The sequence below is a fragment of the Aminobacter sp. P4_D5 genome (assembly GCF_056401815.1).
Map to the genome: position 1 here is coordinate 1 of NZ_JBFUIP010000055.1, position 16,806 is coordinate 16,806.

17 protein-coding genes and 1 pseudogene are annotated in these 16,806 nt (G+C 62.6%); 7 read left to right on the top strand and 11 right to left on the bottom strand.

Going from position 1 to position 16,806, the window contains the following annotated elements; translation table 11 throughout:
• From AC1DWF_RS14120 to AC1DWF_RS14135, 4 genes and pseudogenes are all read right to left on the bottom strand, one after another.
• Window positions 1-772: PhnE/PtxC family ABC transporter permease (locus AC1DWF_RS14120; protein WP_476841785.1), on the bottom strand; the 772-nt coding region annotated here is incomplete at its 3' end.
• A gap of 73 nt (window positions 773-845) precedes the next feature.
• A complete protein-coding gene (gene phnD, locus AC1DWF_RS14125; RefSeq protein WP_476785441.1) occupies window positions 846-1,757 on the bottom strand; it encodes a phosphonate ABC transporter substrate-binding protein in 912 nt (303 codons plus the stop codon).
• Between the two features lie 92 nt (window positions 1,758-1,849).
• Window positions 1,850-2,692, bottom strand: coding sequence for a phosphonate ABC transporter ATP-binding protein (gene phnC / locus AC1DWF_RS14130; protein WP_476785442.1), 843 nt, complete (start codon window positions 2,690-2,692; stop codon window positions 1,850-1,852).
• Between the two features lie 161 nt (window positions 2,693-2,853).
• Window positions 2,854-3,633 (bottom strand): annotated as a pseudogene (locus AC1DWF_RS14135) (bestrophin-like domain).
• Window positions 3,634-3,807: 174 nt separating this feature from the next.
• Here AC1DWF_RS14135 and AC1DWF_RS14140 point away from each other — a divergent pair.
• Both AC1DWF_RS14140 and gltS read left to right on the top strand, forming a co-directional pair.
• The gene (locus tag AC1DWF_RS14140; protein ID WP_476841786.1) at window positions 3,808-4,830 is read left to right on the top strand and encodes a Tim44 domain-containing protein; all 1,023 of its coding nucleotides are present in this window, start codon (window positions 3,808-3,810) and stop codon (window positions 4,828-4,830) included.
• Between the two features lie 189 nt (window positions 4,831-5,019).
• Entirely contained in the window at window positions 5,020-6,231 is a 1,212-nt protein-coding gene (gene gltS, locus AC1DWF_RS14145; protein ID WP_476782710.1) for a sodium/glutamate symporter, read from the top strand.
• Window positions 6,232-6,238: 7 nt separating this feature from the next.
• Here gltS and AC1DWF_RS14150 read toward each other — a convergent pair whose 3' ends face one another.
• From AC1DWF_RS14150 to phnG, 7 genes are all read right to left on the bottom strand, one after another.
• Window positions 6,239-6,856: a DapH/DapD/GlmU-related protein gene (locus AC1DWF_RS14150; protein WP_476782711.1), complete on the bottom strand. Its 618-nt coding sequence runs from the start codon at window positions 6,854-6,856 to the stop codon at window positions 6,239-6,241.
• Window positions 6,853-7,560 (bottom strand): phosphonate C-P lyase system protein PhnL, encoded by a 708-nt coding sequence (gene phnL / locus AC1DWF_RS14155; protein ID WP_476782712.1) that lies wholly within the window; start codon window positions 7,558-7,560, stop codon window positions 6,853-6,855. Before phnL ends, AC1DWF_RS14150 begins: the two co-directional genes overlap by 4 nt.
• Window positions 7,561-7,626: 66 nt before the next feature.
• Window positions 7,627-8,403, bottom strand: a complete 777-nt coding sequence (gene phnK / locus AC1DWF_RS14160) for a phosphonate C-P lyase system protein PhnK (RefSeq protein WP_476782713.1) — start codon at window positions 8,401-8,403, stop codon at window positions 7,627-7,629.
• Complete coding sequence (locus tag AC1DWF_RS14165; RefSeq protein ID WP_476782714.1) at window positions 8,400-9,293, bottom strand: alpha-D-ribose 1-methylphosphonate 5-phosphate C-P-lyase PhnJ; 894 nt, start codon at window positions 9,291-9,293, stop codon at window positions 8,400-8,402. The genes phnK and AC1DWF_RS14165 overlap by 4 nt, the downstream gene beginning before the upstream one ends.
• Entirely contained in the window at window positions 9,290-10,399 is a 1,110-nt protein-coding gene (locus tag AC1DWF_RS14170) for a carbon-phosphorus lyase complex subunit (protein ID WP_476782715.1), read from the bottom strand. Before AC1DWF_RS14170 ends, AC1DWF_RS14165 begins: the two co-directional genes overlap by 4 nt.
• 1 nt (window position 10,400) lies before the next feature.
• Window positions 10,401-11,009: a phosphonate C-P lyase system protein PhnH gene (phnH, locus tag AC1DWF_RS14175; protein WP_476782716.1), complete on the bottom strand. Its 609-nt coding sequence runs from the start codon at window positions 11,007-11,009 to the stop codon at window positions 10,401-10,403.
• Window positions 11,009-11,479 (bottom strand): phosphonate C-P lyase system protein PhnG, encoded by a 471-nt coding sequence (gene phnG / locus AC1DWF_RS14180; RefSeq protein WP_476782717.1) that lies wholly within the window; start codon window positions 11,477-11,479, stop codon window positions 11,009-11,011. Before phnG ends, phnH begins: the two co-directional genes overlap by 1 nt.
• Before the next feature lie 86 nt (window positions 11,480-11,565).
• On the opposite strand from phnG, the gene phnF reads away from it, so the two are divergent.
• The 5 genes from phnF (at window position 11,566) to AC1DWF_RS14205 (ending at window position 16,775) form a co-directional block, all read left to right on the top strand.
• Window positions 11,566-12,330 carry a phosphonate metabolism transcriptional regulator PhnF gene (gene phnF, locus AC1DWF_RS14185; RefSeq protein WP_476787915.1) on the top strand — a complete coding sequence of 255 codons (765 nt, stop codon included), beginning with the start codon at window positions 11,566-11,568 and terminating at the stop codon, window positions 12,328-12,330.
• Between the two features lie 314 nt (window positions 12,331-12,644).
• Complete coding sequence (locus AC1DWF_RS14190; protein WP_476841787.1) at window positions 12,645-13,754, top strand: extracellular solute-binding protein; 1,110 nt, start codon at window positions 12,645-12,647, stop codon at window positions 13,752-13,754.
• Window positions 13,755-13,909: 155 nt separating this feature from the next.
• Window positions 13,910-14,896: an ABC transporter permease gene (locus tag AC1DWF_RS14195; RefSeq protein ID WP_476782720.1), complete on the top strand. Its 987-nt coding sequence runs from the start codon at window positions 13,910-13,912 to the stop codon at window positions 14,894-14,896.
• Window positions 14,896-15,690, top strand: coding sequence for an ABC transporter permease (locus AC1DWF_RS14200; RefSeq protein WP_476782721.1), 795 nt, complete (start codon window positions 14,896-14,898; stop codon window positions 15,688-15,690). Before AC1DWF_RS14195 ends, AC1DWF_RS14200 begins: the two co-directional genes overlap by 1 nt.
• The gene (locus AC1DWF_RS14205) at window positions 15,690-16,775 is read left to right on the top strand and encodes an ABC transporter ATP-binding protein (RefSeq protein ID WP_476782722.1); all 1,086 of its coding nucleotides are present in this window, start codon (window positions 15,690-15,692) and stop codon (window positions 16,773-16,775) included. Before AC1DWF_RS14200 ends, AC1DWF_RS14205 begins: the two co-directional genes overlap by 1 nt.
• The last annotated feature ends 31 nt before the right edge of the window (window positions 16,776-16,806 follow it).

The window sequence follows — 16,806 nt, forward strand, 5'->3', positions numbered from 1 at the left end:
CGCCGATAATGGTCGAGGCGCGCACGTTGATTTCGAGCCGCAGCAGCGCGTAGCTCAGGAAGTTGGGCATGACCTGCGGCACGATGCCGAACCAGACCCGCTCGGGCCAATTGCCGCCGACGGYGCGCAGGCCCTCGTCAGCCTTCATGTCGGCATTTTCGACGACCTCGAAGAACAGCTTTCCGAGCGCGCCGATGGTGTGCAGCGACACCGCGATGATCGCCGGGATCGCACCCATCGACAGGATGGCGAGGAAGAAGCCGGCGATGACGATTTCTGGGAAGGCGCGCAGGATTTCGAGGAAGCGGCGCACGAAAAAGCGCAGCCAGCGCTGGGTCACCAGATTGGAGGCAGCGAGGAAACAGAGCAGAAAGCCGAAGGTGAAGCCGATGATCGTGGAGACGAGCGCGATGTTGATCGTTTCCAGCATCTTGTAGGCGTATTCGGGCATGTAGAAGGAGCCGAACAGGGGGACGCGGCCCTCGGGGTAGTCGAATTTCAGGCTGCCGTCGGCATAGGGCGAAGGCAGGTCAAACAGGGCGCGGCCGATCTCATAGGGATCACGCGGCATCAGCTGGTCGGTGAAGTCGAAAAAATGTGGCAGCCGGTCGAAGAACTTGCCGGCATTGCTCTCATTGGCGAACCAGAGCGAGCCCGACAGGGCGACGAACAGCAGGATCAGGCCGCCTATGGTGTGCAGGCGGCGGCGGCTGGCGAGTTCGCGCCAGTGGCGCTCGACCGTCAGGCCAGCTTCCGAGAGGGGCATAGTCATGAATTTTCCTGGTCCCGGATCAAAGAAAGACGCGCCGCGATGGGGACGCGGCGCGTCCATGCTGCCTGAGGGCTTAGCTGCCGATCTGCGCCTTGCGGGCGTCGATGACAGGCTGGTAGAACTCCGGGGTGACTTCGGTGTAGGCCTTGAAGTCGCCGCCCTGGATGGCCGAGAAGCAGGCCGGATCGGTCTGCGGCAGCTTCATCAAATAGTCCTTGAACTTGGTCTTGATGTCAGCGTCGAGCGAGGTGCGCACGACCAGCGGGCCGTTCGGGATCAACGGCGACTTCCAGACTTCGACCAGGTCGTCCATGTCGAGGATGCCCTTGTCGACCATCTTCTTGAGGTTGCCCGAGGTGTAGCCGTCCTTGAACTCGCCGACGCCCGAGCCGAAGGTCGTGCCGGCGTCGAAGGTGCCCTTGAGCACTTCAAGCACCAGGTTTTCATGGCCGCCACCGAAGCCGGTCTCGGCGAAATAGTCCTTCACGGCGGTGCCGCCGAGCGACTTGGGCAGCGAGGTGACCGGGATCAAATAGCCCGAGGTCGAGTCCGGATCGGCAAAGCCGAGCTTCTTGCCCTTGAGGTCTTCGAGCTTGGTGATGCCCGAATCCTTCTTGGCGACCATGATCGAGTAGTAGCCGGTGGCGCCGTCGGTCTGGACGGTGGTCAGGATCGGCTCGACCGCATCCTTGTTCTGCAGGTAGATCTTGGCATAGCCCGACGCGCCGAGCTCGGCGTAGTCGAGCGTGCCGCCGAGCAGGCCCTGGATGGTGCCGTCATAATCGGCCGCCGGGAACAGCGACACCTTTTCGACGCCGAGCACGGCCGGAAGCTGGTCGGCCAGGCACTGGAAGTTGCGCAGGCGGTCGGCTTCGTTTTCGCCACCGATCAGGCCGATGCGGAATTCCTTGAGGTCTGCGGCATGAGCCGAGCCGATCGCCAGGACGGCGAGCGAAACGGCGCTCAAAAGTGCTTTCTTGAACATGACAAGTCTCCAGGTTGGCCCAGCACCTTGCTGGGTCGATTGCAGTTGCTGATTGCAGGCCCTTGACGCGGGCGAGGCGAACGCGAACGGCCTCAGAGCGAAGCGTATGCGGGCTCGAGAGGTGCGGCGGATATCGCAGGCTTCGCCCTTGCCGGGCGGATGCTGGTGGAAGTGATGGCTTCGGAGATTTCGGCGCCATCGTTGTCGGCACCGTAGACCGTGCGCACTGCGTCGCGGTTGAGGTCTTCAGGTGCGCCGTCGAAGACGACCGCGCCGGCGGACATGCCGATGATGCGGTTGCAATAGGTGCGCGCGGTGTCGAGCGTGTGCAGATTGGTGATGACGGTGATGCCTTCGCGCAGGTTGATGTCCTGAAGCGCGTCCATCACCACCTTGGCGTTGAGCGGATCAAGCGAGGCGATCGGCTCGTCGGCGAGGATCAGCTTCGGCTCCTGCATCAAAGCGCGGGCGATGGCGACACGCTGCTGCTGGCCACCGGACAAAGTGCCGGCTGGCTGAAGGGCTGTGCGGGCGATGTCGAGGCGTTCCAGTGCGGCGATCGCCCGGATGCGTTCTTCGCGGGAGAAGATCGAAAGCAGGTTGAGCGCGGTCGAGCGGTGGTTCAGGCGGCCGAGCAACACATTGGTCAAAACGTCGAGGCGCGGCACCAGGTTGAACTGCTGGAAGATCATGGCGCAGTCGCGCTGCCAGCGGCGGAGTGAAGGACCACGCAGCGACGACACTTCGGTGCCGTCGAAGACGATCGAGCCCTGGCTCGGGTCAATCAGGCGGTTGATGGTTTTCAGCAGCGTCGACTTGCCAGCGCCCGAGCGGCCGATGATGCCGACCATCTGGCCCTGCTGGATCTGGAGGTTGACACCGTTGACGGCGACGCTCTTGCCAAAGCGGCGCGTGACGTTGCGGATTTCGAGCATCGTGGTTTCCCTGTCCTGTCAAGGCTTTCGCCCTTTTCAGGCATCGGCCTAGACCCGGGACATGAAGCTGCAATGTCAGGACCATGTCAGTTTTGTTACGATGCACAGGTCGGCGGCCCGCAATTGGCTGTTGATTGCATCCAAATGCGAATTCCCTCCCGTCAGCTTGCCTCCGGTGGCGATGCGATCTCCTTTTGCAGACGCTCGTAGGCGCCTGGACTGAGTGCTCCCGGCGGGCTGTACGGATTGGAAAACGCGTAGATCAAGAACAAGATGATGCCGGTGTAGGCTCCGACAACCGAGAGCAGCATGAGACTGCGCCGCTCGGGCGCGTAGGGGTAGTAACCGAATGCGATCAGGACCACGCCCGACACCGCGGCGAACCAGAACATCACGTTGATGCTGTCGGGACCATGATTGTCGCGCTTCACCCGAACTTCGGCGATCGCCTGCATTTGCCTGAGCATATGATCGCGCAGGCTTGTCTGGCGCCCGGTTGCGGGAACGAGATCGAGCACAGCGCGATAGGCGACGTCCCATTGGTCCCATGCGGTCTATGAAAGCTCGCCGGAGGAACCCAGCTCCGCCCATTCCTGTTTGATCACCACACGCAGATATCCAGATAGCGCCTGCTGGATGGCTAAACCTTGCTCCAAGCCGTAGCGCTCGGCGTCATAATAGACATCGGCGATAGCGTCGGCTTCGGTGGCGCTATCGTTTTTGAGCTGCTGGTATTCGATCATTTCCTGCGCGAAGACCAGCGCAAGGATCAGCCCGTGCAAAGCGGCGATACGCACGACGACGGACGATGCCAGTTCGTGGTCCTTGCCTTCGGGGTCGCCACCGGTGATGAACCGCATGGCCAGATAGGAGCCCAGCGTCAGGAGGATCGTCCCGCCTATGAAGGCGGTTCCGAGAATCGTGCTGCCGATCATCTGCATCGTCCAACAGTCGTTCGGGGCGCAAGGTTGGCGGCAGTGTATCGGCAATTCCAGGAAACGCCGAGATGCCTGAATTGATGAGATGTCGCAGTGCCGAGAAAAAAATGCAACAAGCCCTGACACTACACTTGTTAGTCATTATATGAGGGCTGACGTCACTTTGAGGAACCGCTGATGAAAATGTCCCGAACGACCCGATTTGCCACGCTTTTCGCAGGGTTGTTCCTTGCATTCTCCATGGTCGCCGTCGACCAGGCCGACGCCCGCCGGGGCGGCAGCTTCGGCAGCCGTGGCGCGCGCACCTTCCAGTCGGYGCCTCCGACCCGCACAGCCCCGCAGCCGGCCGCACCGGTGGAGCGCTCGATGACGCCGAACACCGGCCAGGCCGCGAACCCGGCCACCAATGCCGCGCGCCCGGGTGCGGCCGCGCAGCAGCGCCCCGGCTTCATGGGTGGCTTCGGCGGCGCGATGATCGGCGGACTGTTGATGGGCGGCCTGCTCGGCATGATGATGGGCCAGGGTTTCGGCGGTCTCGCCGGCATRTTCGGCATGCTGATGCAGGTGCTGCTGATCGGCGGCGCCATCTGGCTCGCCCTGCGCTTCTTCCGCTCACGGCAGGCGGTCAGTTCCGGTCCAGCGATGGCTGGAGCCGGTGCCGGTGGTGGTAACTTCAATTATCGCGATGCGGCGCCTGAACAAACCGGCAAGGCCAATGGCGGCAGCCGCTCGTTCAGCATTCCGAGCATCGGCGGCAGCCGGTCAGACGCTGGCTCGCAGCAGCCAGTGACCAAGGACATCACCGTATCCGGTGAAGACCTCGACACCTTCCAGCGCATGCTGACCGAGGTGCAGGAAGCTTTTGGTCGCGAGGACCACAAGGCGCTGCGCCGGCTGGTGACGCCTGAGATGGTGTCGTATCTGTCGGAAGAACTTGCCGACAACGCCCAAAATGGCGTGCGCAACGATGTGTCCGACGTTCAGCTGCTGCAGGCTGACATCGCCGAGAGCTGGAGTGAAGGCGACCGCGACTATGCCACGGCGGCATTGCAGTATTCCTCCATCGACGTGACGCGCAACCGCGCCACCGGCGAGATCGTCGAAGGCGATGCTAGCGAGCCGACCGAGACCACCGAGCTGTGGACTTTCGTGCGCCAGGGCGGCGGCGACTGGCAGCTTTCGGCGATCCAGGCAGCCTGATTACCTCGCACTGAACTTCTCAGCGCCCGCAATCGTCCCTTCGGGGTGCCGATTGCGGGCGTTTGTGTTTCGGCAACAGCGGTGGCCGAATAGCGATTGCTCTGCTCGATATTCTAGGCAAGGTTGAGGGCGGATAGGCTGGGGTCTGCCTATCCGAGATTCCAGTTCTCGCGACCATAAAAAGTTCGGATGACGACGGCAGCCAACACGCTCATTTCGCCTGATTTCCTGACACTTACGCTCGGAATCGTCGTCTACTTCGTCGGCGTGATCCTGACGCGCCATGTCGCATTCCTGCGCGACTACAACATCCCCGAACCGGTGACTGGCGGGTTTCTGGCCGCCGCCGCCATTTGGGCGTTCCATAAGCTGTCGGGGATGGAGATCATCTTCGAGATGACCACGCGCGACAGGTTGCTGGTCATCTTCTTTGCCACCGTCGGAGTCAATGCACGGCTGTCCGACCTGCTGGTCGGTGGGCGGGCGCTGGTCGTACTGTGCGTGCTGACCGTGTTTTTCGTTTTCTTGCAAAATGGCGTCGGCACGCTCGGGGCCTGGCTGTTCGGCCTACCCTCGGCGGCGGGCGTCATCATGGGATCGATTGCCTTTGTCGGTGGGCACGGCACCACGATTGCCTGGGCGCCGGCGATCGCCGCCGAGCATGGCTTTCCCGGGGCCGTGGAGGTCGGCACGGCGGCGGCGACGCTCGGCCTCATCGTCGCCAGCGTCCTGGGCGGCCCATTGGCCAAATTCCTGATCGAACGGGGCAAACTCACCCCCGATGCCAGCGCTTCGGTGAGTGGACAGGCCTTCGCAAGATCGGAAGCCGTGCCAATCGACAAATCGAACTTCATGCAGGCGCTTTTGCTGGTCAACGTAGCCGTGGTGCTCGGCTATCTGGTTCACGGACCGGTAACTGCGATGGGCGTCAAGCTGCCGCTCTTCGTGCCTTGTCTGATCATGGGCGTCGTTTTGTCCAACACGATCCCTTACATCTTTCCCCGGCTGCAATGGCCGGCGCGCTCACCGGCAATGTCGCTGATTTCAGACTATTCGTTGTCGGCGTTCCTTGCCATGTCGCTGATGAGCATGCAGCTTTGGACGCTTGCCGGGGTCGCAGGGCCGCTGCTGGTTGTCGTTGCCATGCAGGCCGTGCTCGCGGTTGCCTTCATCCTGATCGTGCTTTTCCCGCTGCTCGGCAGGGACTATCAAGCGGCGGTGCTGAGTGCCGGCTTCACCGGCCTCTCGCTAGGGGCCACGCCGACGGCGATCGCTTCGATGACAGCGGTGACCAAGCACTACGGGCCGTCACCGAACGCCTTCATCATCCTGCCGCTGGTCTCGGCGTTTTTCGTCGACCTGGTCAACATGGTGGCGATCCAGTTTTTCCTGGCGCGGTGAGGCGGCTTTAGCCGCCGTGCTTTTCGAGAAATTCCTCCGCTGACAGGTTGCGGAAGTCGTCAAGGGCGACGCGCAGTCGGGCGTGATCCCAGTCCCACCAGCCCAGCGCCTGGAAACGTTCTGATATCCTTCGGTCGAAGCGCTCGCGCAACGGCCTGGCCGGCACACCGGCGACTATGGTGTAGGGCGCGACGTCCTTGGTGACCACAGCACCCGAACCGATCGCTGCCCCGTCGCCGATGGTCACGCCCGGCAGAACCGTCGAGCCATGACCGAGCCAGGTGTCATGGCCGATAGTGACCGCGTTCGAACGCCGCCACTCGAAGAACTCGGTCTCGTGGCTGGCGTCGTCCCAATAGTCCGAGGCGCGATAGGTGAAGTGGTGCATCGTCGGTCGCCAGGTCGGGTGGTTGGTGGCATTGACGCGCACGGCGGCTGCGATGTTTGAGAACTTGCCGACCTTGGCGCACCACAGGCTGCAATCCTGCATGACGTAGGAATAGTCGCCGAGCTCGCTCTCGCTGATGCGGCTACGCTCGGCGACTTCGGTCCAGCGGCCAAGCGTCGACTGGCTGACCTCTGCGGTCGGATGGACGTAGGGCTGTTCGGAGAGTTTGCGGCTCATGCTGCGGCCTTTCCCGTGGCGAATTCGGTGACATCGACAATGCGGTCGGCAACCGCCTCGCGCACGTCGGCGTCATGGAAGATGCCGAGCAGGGCAACGCCGGCGAGCTTCTTTTCGTCGATGAGGGAAATCACCACTTCGCGGTTGGTGGCGTCGAGCGAAGCCGTCGGCTCGTCGAGCAAAAGCACCGGATGATCGGTGATGAAGCCGCGCGCAATGTTGACGCGCTGCTGCTCACCGCCCGAGAAGGTTGCTGGCGGCAGGCTCCACAGCCTTTCCGGCAGGTTGAGCCGGCCGAGCAGGTCGGCGGCGCGGTCCTGCGCCTGCTTGCGGTCAATGCCGCGCGCCACCAAAGGCTCGGCAACGACATCCAGGGTGGAAACGCGCGGCACGGTGCGCAGGAACTGGCTGACATAACCGATGGTGTCGCGTCGGACTTCCAGAACCATGCGCGGATTGGCGGTGGCAAGATCAACGAGCGCGCCATGATGCTCGATGATGATCTGGCCCTGGTCGACGCCGTAATTGCCGTAGACCATCTTCAGGATCGAGCTTTTGCCGGCACCCGAGGGGCCGCCGAGCACGGCGCATTCGCCCGCCCTGATCGAGAACGACACATTGGCGACCACCGGTAGGCGGACGCCGCCGCGCAGATGCATGATGAAGGCCTTGGCGACCTCAGAGACAATGAGTGGGGTGGCCATGTTAAGGTCTTTCCTTGATGAGCATGATCTTGTCCGAAAACCGGGAACCACTTTTCGGGATCATGCTCAGACCTGCAAAATGGAGGAAACGAGGAGCTGGGTGTAGGGCGCGCGCGGATCGTCGAGCACGCGGTCGGTGAGACCGGCTTCGACGACATGGCCGTCCTTCATCACCATCATGCGCTGCGACAGAAGCCTGGCGACCGCGAGGTCGTGGGTGACGACGATCGCCGCAAGGCCAAGGTCGGTGACCAGCCCGCGCAGCAGGTCGAGCAGGCGCGCCTGCACCGAAACGTCGAGGCCGCCGGTCGGCTCGTCCATGAATATCAGGCGCGGGCCGGTGACCAGATTGCGGGCGATCTGCAGGCGCTGGCGCATGCCGCCCGAAAAGGCACGCGGCTCGTCGTCAATGCGTTCCTCATCGATCTCGACGCGGCTGAGCCAATCGACGGCAGTGGCGCGGATGTTGCCATAGTGGCGGTCGCCGACGGCCATCAGCCGCTCACCGACATTGGCGCCGGCAGACACTGTCATGCGCAGCCCGTCGGCCGGGTTCTGATGGACAAAACCCCAGTCGGTGCGCATCAGGATACGGCGCTCGGCCTCGCTCATGCGGTAGAGGTCGCGCCACTGGCCATCGCGCATGCGGTAGCTTGCGGTGCCCGAGGTTGGCAAAAGCCTGGTGGCCAGGCAGTTGAGCAGCGTCGTCTTGCCTGAGCCGGATTCGCCGACGACTGCCAGCACTTCGCCCGGCCAGAGGTCGAAGGAGATGTCCTCGCAGCCGATGCGCGAGCCGTAATATTTGGACAGCGCTGTGACGCGCAGGAGCGGTTGGTCGGTCATTGGGCTTGCTCCAGGATGTCGGGAGAGAGGTGGCCGCGATGGCCGCAGGCCTGGCGCGTCTCGCAATGGTCGGTGTCGGAACAGACGAACATGTGTCCGCCCTTGTCGTCGAGGATGACCTCGTCGAGATAGACCTGCTCGGCGCCGCACAGGGCGCAAGGCTGGTCGAAGCTCTGGATCTCGAAGGGATGGTCCTCGAAATCGAGGCTCACCACCTTGGTGAAGGGCGGCACGGCATAGATGCGCTTCTCGCGGCCGGCGCCGAACAGCTGGAGCGCGGGCGACATGTGCATCTTGGGATTGTCGAATTTCGGCGTCGGCGAGGGATCCATCACATAACGACCCTCGACCTTGACCGGGTAGGCATAGGTGGTGGCGATGCGGCCGTGCCGGGCGATGTCTTCGTAGAGCTTCACATGCATCAGCCCGTACTCCTCGAGCGCGTGCATTTTCCGCGTCTCGGTTTCGCGCGGTTCGAGGAAGCGCAGAGGTTCGGGGATCGGCACCTGGTAGACCAGTGTCTGGCCCTCCGTCAGTGGATGCTCGGGGATACGGTGACGGGTCTGGATGATCGTCGCCTTCGCCGTTTCGGTGGTCACTGCGACATCGGCGACTTTCTGGAAGAAGGCGCGGATGGACACGGCGTTGGTGGTGTCGTCGGCGCCCTGGTCGATGACCTTGAGCACATCATCGGGACCGATGATCGCGGCGGTGACCTGCACGCCGCCGGTGCCCCAGCCATAAGGCATCGGCATTTCACGGCTGGCGAAGGGCACCTGGTAGCCGGGAATGGCGATGCCCTTGAGGATGGCGCGGCGGATCATCCGCTTGGTCTGCTCGTCGAGATAGGCGAAGTTGTAGGTTGCGATTTCTGGTGCTGCGGTGGTCATTCTGCCGCCTCGCGCTGGTCGGTGTCGGTTGGTTGGTTTCGCTTTTCATGCTCGGTGCGCATGCGGCGGACGAGGTCGAGTTCGGCCTGGAAGTCGACATAGTGCGGCAGCTTCAGGTGCTCGACGAACCCGGTGGCCTGGACGTTGTCGGAGTGCGAGATGACGAACTCCTCGTCCTGCGCCGGGGCTGTGATGTCCTCGCCCAGTTCGCCGGCACGCAGCGCGCGGTCGCACAATGACATCGCCATCGCCTTGCGCTCGGACTGGCCGAAGACAAGGCCGTAGCCGCGGGTGAACTGCGGCGGCGCCTTGGCCGAGCCCTTGAACTGGTTGACCATCTGGCACTCGGTGACGCGGATGCGGCCAAGCGTGACGGGGAAGGGTAGTTCCGGCACGTCGAGTTCGAGTTCCACCTCGCCGATTCGGACTTCGCCGACAAAGGGATGGCTGCGGCCGTAGCCGCGCTGCGTGGAGTAGCCGAGCGCGAGCAGAAAACCCTCGTCGCCGCGCGACAGCGCCTGCAGGCGGCTGTCGCGGGCCAGCGGGAACTCCAGCGGTTCGCGGGTGATGTCGCCGGTGAGATGATCCTCCGGCAGTTCACCGTCGGCTTCGATCAGGCCTTCCTGGGCGAGGATTTCGGACACGCGCATCATACGCTGGCCGTCTGTCTCGCGTTGTTCGGCCTCCGCGACCACTGGATCACCGGCAAGCTCAGGGTCGAGCAGGCGGTGGGTGTAGTCGAAGGTCGGGCCGAGCAGTTGCCCGCCGGGCAAATCCTTGTAGGTTGCCGAAACCCGGCGCTCGACCTGCATGGCGGCGGTATCGATCGGCCTGGTGTAGCCGAGGCGCGGCAAGGTCGTGCGATAGGCGCGGACGAGGAAGATCGCCTCGATCAGGTCGCCGCGCGATTGCATCACCGCAAGGGCGGCGAGTTCGCGGTCATAGAGCGAGCCTTCGGCCATGACGCGGTCGATGCCGAGCGCCAGCTGCTCGACGATCTGGTCGATGCGCAGCGCGGGCACCGAGCGGTCGCCACGGCGACGGTCGGCGAGCAGGCGGTGGGCGTTGGCGATGGCGGCTTCGCCACCTTTGACTGCCACGTACATGTCAGGCCTCCGTCGTCTTGATGCGGGTGGTGCGGGGCAGGCAGGCAACCGCATCGGGTGCCGCCAGGATCACGTCGACGCCGCGCGGGAAACGGGCACCGTTCTGCTTCCACTGCTCGACGAAGTGGCGCGGCAGCGGCGTCGGTGCGATGGAGGCGAAGGTCTCGATACCTGGACCTTCGAGGCGAAGCGGCGCGCCCAAAGTCAGGCTTTCGACCTGCAGAACGAGCGTCGTTGAACGATCAGGATATTCCTGCGTGCCTTGCGTGAAGTTTTCGAGCGCGATCAGGTTGGCCGGGTTGGCAACGAGTGCGAAATGCGCGTCGGCCGGAGTTCCGGCATGCGGTGCGCCAGTGTGGAAACCGAGCCAGGATCTTACCGCAGCCGAGACCTGCAGTCCGGTGTCGAGCCACAGCGGGGTGTCGTGGTCGCACAAGGTCAGCGCTACGGCACCAGCGGTTGGCGAAAGCGGTGCCGGTGGCTGCGCGAGGGCGTGCACAGGCTGAATGGTACCCGGTCGCGCCATGGCGTCCATCACCGCACGAAACACGAACTGCGCGTCGAATACGGGAGCGGAAAAACCGCCGTCTATCACATCCATCTGTTCCATCAGTCCTCTCCGCGCACCATGGTGAAGAAGTCGACCTTCGTCGCTGCCGTCTCGGCGCGGCGGGTCGTATCGGCTACGGCTTGTGCGGCGCGCAGTGGTGCGATGATCTTCTGTTCAATGTCGGCGCGCCGGTTCGGATTCTGCCAGAGAGCGTCGGTGATGGCCGAGAGCTTCGCTTTTTCCTTGTCGCGGCCGAGCGCATAGGCATGGCCGATCTCGCCGCTCGGCAAACGCACGGTCGCACGTGTCACCGTCGCCTCGCCGAAATTGAACGGCGCACCGCCACCGCCGATCCGGCCGCGCACCGACACCAGCCCGGTTTCGGGACCACGCAGCAATTCAGCGTCATTGGTCACGCCCGCGGCCGCACACAGGCGCTTCAACTCGTCGGTGGGGGCCATCGCTAGTGCCGCCATCGCGACCTTGCGCGCTGCCTCCGTTTCTCTTTCTTGCCGTCGGTCCATTTTCATCGCCGCTCCGTTCGCTTTATTTGTCTATTGTTCTATACAAACGAACAACATACAATGGGCTTGTAGAGGGGCTCCGTGACGGGTGCATGACAGGGGCTGGGGATTTGAACGAACCGGAATCAACGGTGACACGGAAGAGCGGCGTGGCGCTGTGGCGCCAGATCGCCGACCAGATCAGGCAGGCGATATCAGCCGGCACGCTGGGTGCCGATGGCCGGCTGCCAACTGAAATGGCGCTGTCCGAGCGCTTCGGTGTCAACCGCCACACTTTGCGCAGCGCCATTTCAGCGCTTGTCCAGGAAGGCGTCCTGCGCGCCGAGCAGGGACGGGGCACCTTCGTCGAGAGCCGGCAGAAGCTGTCTTATCCAATTTCGGCACGCACGCGCTTTTCCACCGGACTGCGCGAGCAGACGCGCGAACGCCGCAGTACGCTTCTGGCGCACGCGCTTGAGCCAGCAGGTATACGGGCCGCCGAATCGCTGCGCCTTGGCGCGGGAACGCCGGTGATCCGGCTGGAAACACTCAGTGAGGCCGATGGCAGGCCGATTTCGCGCGCGACAAGCTGGTTCGAGGCAAAGCGCTTCCCAGGTATCGAGAAGGTCTATGCCGAAAACGGCTCGATCACGCTCAGTTTCCAGCATTTTGGAATCGAGGACTATTTCCGTCGTTCTACGCTGGTCTCGGCGCGGCATGCCGATGCCGCCGATCTGGCCGATCTCAAGCTGTCGGCCGGCGCAATCGTGCTTGTCGCAGTTGCGGTCAATGTCGACGCCGAAGGCGTGCCGGTGCAGTATGCAGAAACCCGCTTTGTGGCGGATCGGGTGGAACTCAGCGTCTCGACCGAGGCTTAGCCGGCTTCATCCACAGCTATGGCCAACCAGACTGCCATCTGATGTTGGTGGGCGAACAGATTTTTTCTAACAATGCTTGACAATCGACCGGTTTACAGAAAAATTCCAGTTTAGTGGAATTTGCGGACGGAATGTCGGAATTCGTGGCTGGCTTAGTGGAGGACTTGGCGCCAGTTCATAGCTGTCTGTAAATCTCTACGAGTACACTTTTTTGCCGGCTTGTCGGTCGCACAGTCCATTTGACTGGGCGAGGGCGGGTTTTATTGCGCGGTCAACTCCGCGCGCATGCTTCGTATTATCCAATGGGGAACATAATGAAGAATATTCTGGTACCAAACCGCCGTACCGCGCTGAAGCTGCTTGGCGGTGGCGCTGCCGCTCTGGCGATGCCCTATGTCATTCGCCCGACCCCAAGCTGGGCGGCGAGCGGCGTGCTGAACATCACCACCTATGACAAATTCCTGCCGCAGGAATTCCTCGACAAGTTCCAGAAGGACACTGGAATTCAGGTCAACATCCGGCTGACCGACGATCAGGGCAAGCAGTACAACCTGCTCACCGCCGAGGGCGCCAATCCTTCGACCGACATCGTCACGGTTGCCGGCCACCGCTATACGCAGTTCATCAGCTCGAAGCTGCTGCAGCCGCTCGACACCGGCAAGATCTCCAACTGGAAGAACCTCAACACCGCCTATCAGGATGCTCCTTGGGYGCGCGTCGACGGCAATCTGTGGGGTCTGCCGATCCTCGCCGGCTATGAGRGCCTCGCCCGCAATGTCGACTATGTGAAGGACGCGCCGAGCTGGGAGATCATGTTCGATCCGCAGTACAAGGGCCAGACTTCCTACATCGTCAGCGACTTCATGACCATCGTCATGCAGTATCTCGGCCATGACGGCGACTTCGTCACCTATGCCGGCAAGCCTGAAGTCGCCCAGAAGGCGACCAACGAAGCGCGCGACTTCCTGATCAAGAACAAGGACATGGTCCGCAAGTACTATGAAGCGGGCTCGGAAGTGCAGCAGATGTTCATCAACGAAGACATCTACCTTGCCCATTCGTGGTCGGGTCCTGCTGCCAAGCTGATCTTCGACGGTCATCCGATCCAGCTTTCGGTGCCGAAGGAAGGCACGTTCGGCTTCTGCTACACGCTCAACGTCGTCAACAACGCACCGAACGCCGAGAACGCCTACAAGCTGCTCGACGCGATCCTGGCGAACCCGGAAGTCGGTGCCGCCATGACCCGTCAGTCGGGCTACAGCTCGACCATGAACGGCGTTGGCGACCTGCTCAACGAGCGCGAAAAGCTCGCCTCGACGCTGCCGCAGGAAGAAGTCGAGCGCATCATCTTCTTCAACTCGGTCAACCGCGACATGAAGAACGAGATGATCGACCGCGCGACCGCAGAGGTCAAAGCGGCCTGACGAGGCTAGGCCTCGCACGGCCTGCAGTCTGTCCCGGAGCGCTGCGACGATCTCCGGGGCAGGCAGCCAAGCTTGTCCAAGCCCACAACGCGCAATGACTGACCGCCGGCCTTGCCGCGCGGTACCAGTCGGGCTGCGCCAACCGAGATTGTTTGATGGTGAGTAGCAACACGACAGCCGGATATGGGGCGGTGCGCGACGCGTCCGTGCCCAAATATTCGACCGGCATAGCCAAGGTGGTCAATTCAGCACTTTACCGGCACACGCTGGGGGCTGCGGTGGAGTCGCGGATCGGCAGGGTCATCCTTCTGGCCGGTGTGCCGCTGATCTGGCTGGCCATGCTGCATGTCGGGCCGATCTACCAGATGCTGAAGATCAGCCTGATGTCCCACTACCCGGTCCAGCCCGGCGTGGAGTCGCGTTACACCTTCGACAACTACGCGATCTTCTTCAGTGAATCGCTCTACTTCACGCCGCTGATCAAGAGCTTCATCTTTGCAACGGCAGCGACGGCTATCACGCTGGTGGTGGTCTATCCGGTCGCCTACTACGTCGCCAAGATCGTCAAGCCGGAAGGCCGTTCCAAGGCGCTGCTGCTGCTCCTGGTTCCGTTCTGGGCCGGCGAGCTGATCCGCACCTTTTCGGTGATCATGCTCTTGGCCAATCGCGGCGCGCTCAATGTGCTGCTGCGCGAGGTCGGGTTGATCGATAAGCCGATCCCGATGCTCTACACCTCGTTTTCGCTTGGCTTCGGCCTTGTCTACCTGATCTGCCTGTACATGCTTTTGCCGCTCTATTCGGCGATCGAGAAGATTCCGTCGCAGTATCTGGACGCCGCTGCCGACCTTGGCGCCGGTCCGTTCACGCGGTTCCGCAAGATCATCTTGCCGCTGTCCAAGGACGGCATCGTGTCGGGCTGTTCGCTGGTGTTTTTGACCTGCATCGGCGTCTTTGCAACCCCCATGCTGCTGGGCGGGCCCAACACCGTGCTGTTCCCTGAAACGATCAGCGGCTTCTTCCACGGTGCCAGCGACAAATGGCCGGTCGGTGCCGCCTTCGCGCTGATCATGCTGATCACCGCCCTGATCACGGCGGGTATCTTCATGCGCCTCGTCGGCGGCAAGAAAAGGAGTGCATTTTGATGCGCAACATGTTTTCCGACGCCCCGCGCACCACGCTGACCGCGTTTTACTGGGCCTTCCTGCTTTATCTGCTGCTGCCGCTCACTCTGATGATGGCGATGAGCTTCAAGGACGCCAATTTCGTCGCTTTCCCGATCGGCGATTGGACCTTTGATTGGTACGCCAAGGTGATGCAGGACAAGCAGTTCCTGGAAGCTTGCCTGTATTCGATCATGATCGCTGCCTGTTCGACACTGGCCGCAACCACGCTTGGCACATGGATTGCCATGCTGATCGTTGCCGAAGGCATCAAGGGCCAGGTCATCATCTTTGCGCTCGCCTGCCTGCCGGCCGTCGTGCCCGGCATGATCTCGGCGATTTCGCTGCGCATCTTCATCTCGACCATCGACATGCCGACGGGAACCGCAGCCATCATCCTGGGCCACACCGGGCACGCGGTGCCTTTCGTGGTGGTGATGGCACTGACCCGCCTGCGCTCGATGCCGGGCAACCTGGTCGATGCTGCGCGTGATCTTGGTGCCGACAGCGTCGTTGCCTTCTTCCGCGTCACGCTGCCCTATCTCGGACCGGCCCTCGTGGGCGGCATGATCTTCTGCGTGCTTTTGTCGATCGACGACTTCGTCCGCACCTTCTTCCTGGGTGGCTATCGCCCGACCCTTCCCATGCTGATCTTCGCCAAGGTGCAGGGCGGCATGTCTCCCGAAATCAACGCAATGGCGACACTCGTCCTGGTGGTTACCGCCGCCGTCGGACTGTACGCCGAGTACCTTACCCGCCGCGCGAGGACCCGCTGATGGAACCCGTCGTCCAGTTCGACAATGTCACCAAGAGCTACGGCAAGCATGTTGCCGTCGAGAACCTGAACCTGAGCATCGAGGGCGGCAAGTTCGTCACCCTGCTCGGCCCGTCTGGCTGCGGCAAGTCGACTTCGCTGCGCATGCTCGGCGGTTTCGAGACGCCGAATTCCGGCCGCATCCTGCTTGGCGGCAAGGACGTCACGCGTGTTCCGCCCAACAAGCGCAACGTCAACATCGTGTTCCAGGATTATGCGCTCTTCCCGCATATGAGCGTCGCCAAGAACATCGCCTTCGGCCTGGAGCTGAAGGGATTGGACAACCAGCACATCCACCGCCGGGTCAGCGAGCTGCTCGAACTGGTCCAGCTGCAAGACTACGCCAAGCGCTTGCCGGCGGAACTGTCCGGCGGCCAGCGCCAGCGCGTGGCGCTGATGCGTGCGTTGGCACCCGATCCGGACGTGTTGCTGCTCGATGAGCCGCTGTCAGCACTTGACGCCAAGCTGCGCCAGCAGATGCAAATCGAGCTCAAGTCGGTCCAGGAAAAGACCGGCAAGACCTTCATGTTCGTGACCCACGACCAGGAAGAGGCGCTGACCATGTCCGACACGATCGTGGTCATGAACATGGGCCGCATCGAGCAGATGGGCGATCCGAACACACTCTACGGGCGTCCTGGCTCGGTGTTCGTCGCCAACTTCATCGGCGAGACCAACCTTTTGCGTAGCACGGTCGTTGGCACCGAGGGCGACAACGCGGCGTTGAGCTGGAACGGCATCACCATCAAGGCGGCACAGGGCGGGCTCGCGCCCAAGGCCGGCGACCACCTCTATGTCGTGCTGCGTCCCGAGGCGATCCACTGCTCGGCCGATGAGCCGACAAGCGGCAACCGCATCAAGGGCAAGATCCGTCAGCGCGTGTTCAAGGGCAACCACACGTCGCTTTCGGTCGAGGTCGGCGACGGCACGATGCTCAATGCGCTGGTCCATCCCTCCGGTGTTACCCAGCTCAACGGCGAAGACATCTGGGTCGGCTGGAAGCCCGAGACCACGACGGTCATTCCCGACCGCCACGCACACAATTGAGGAAGGACGCCCGGGCCGTTTGGCGTGGGCA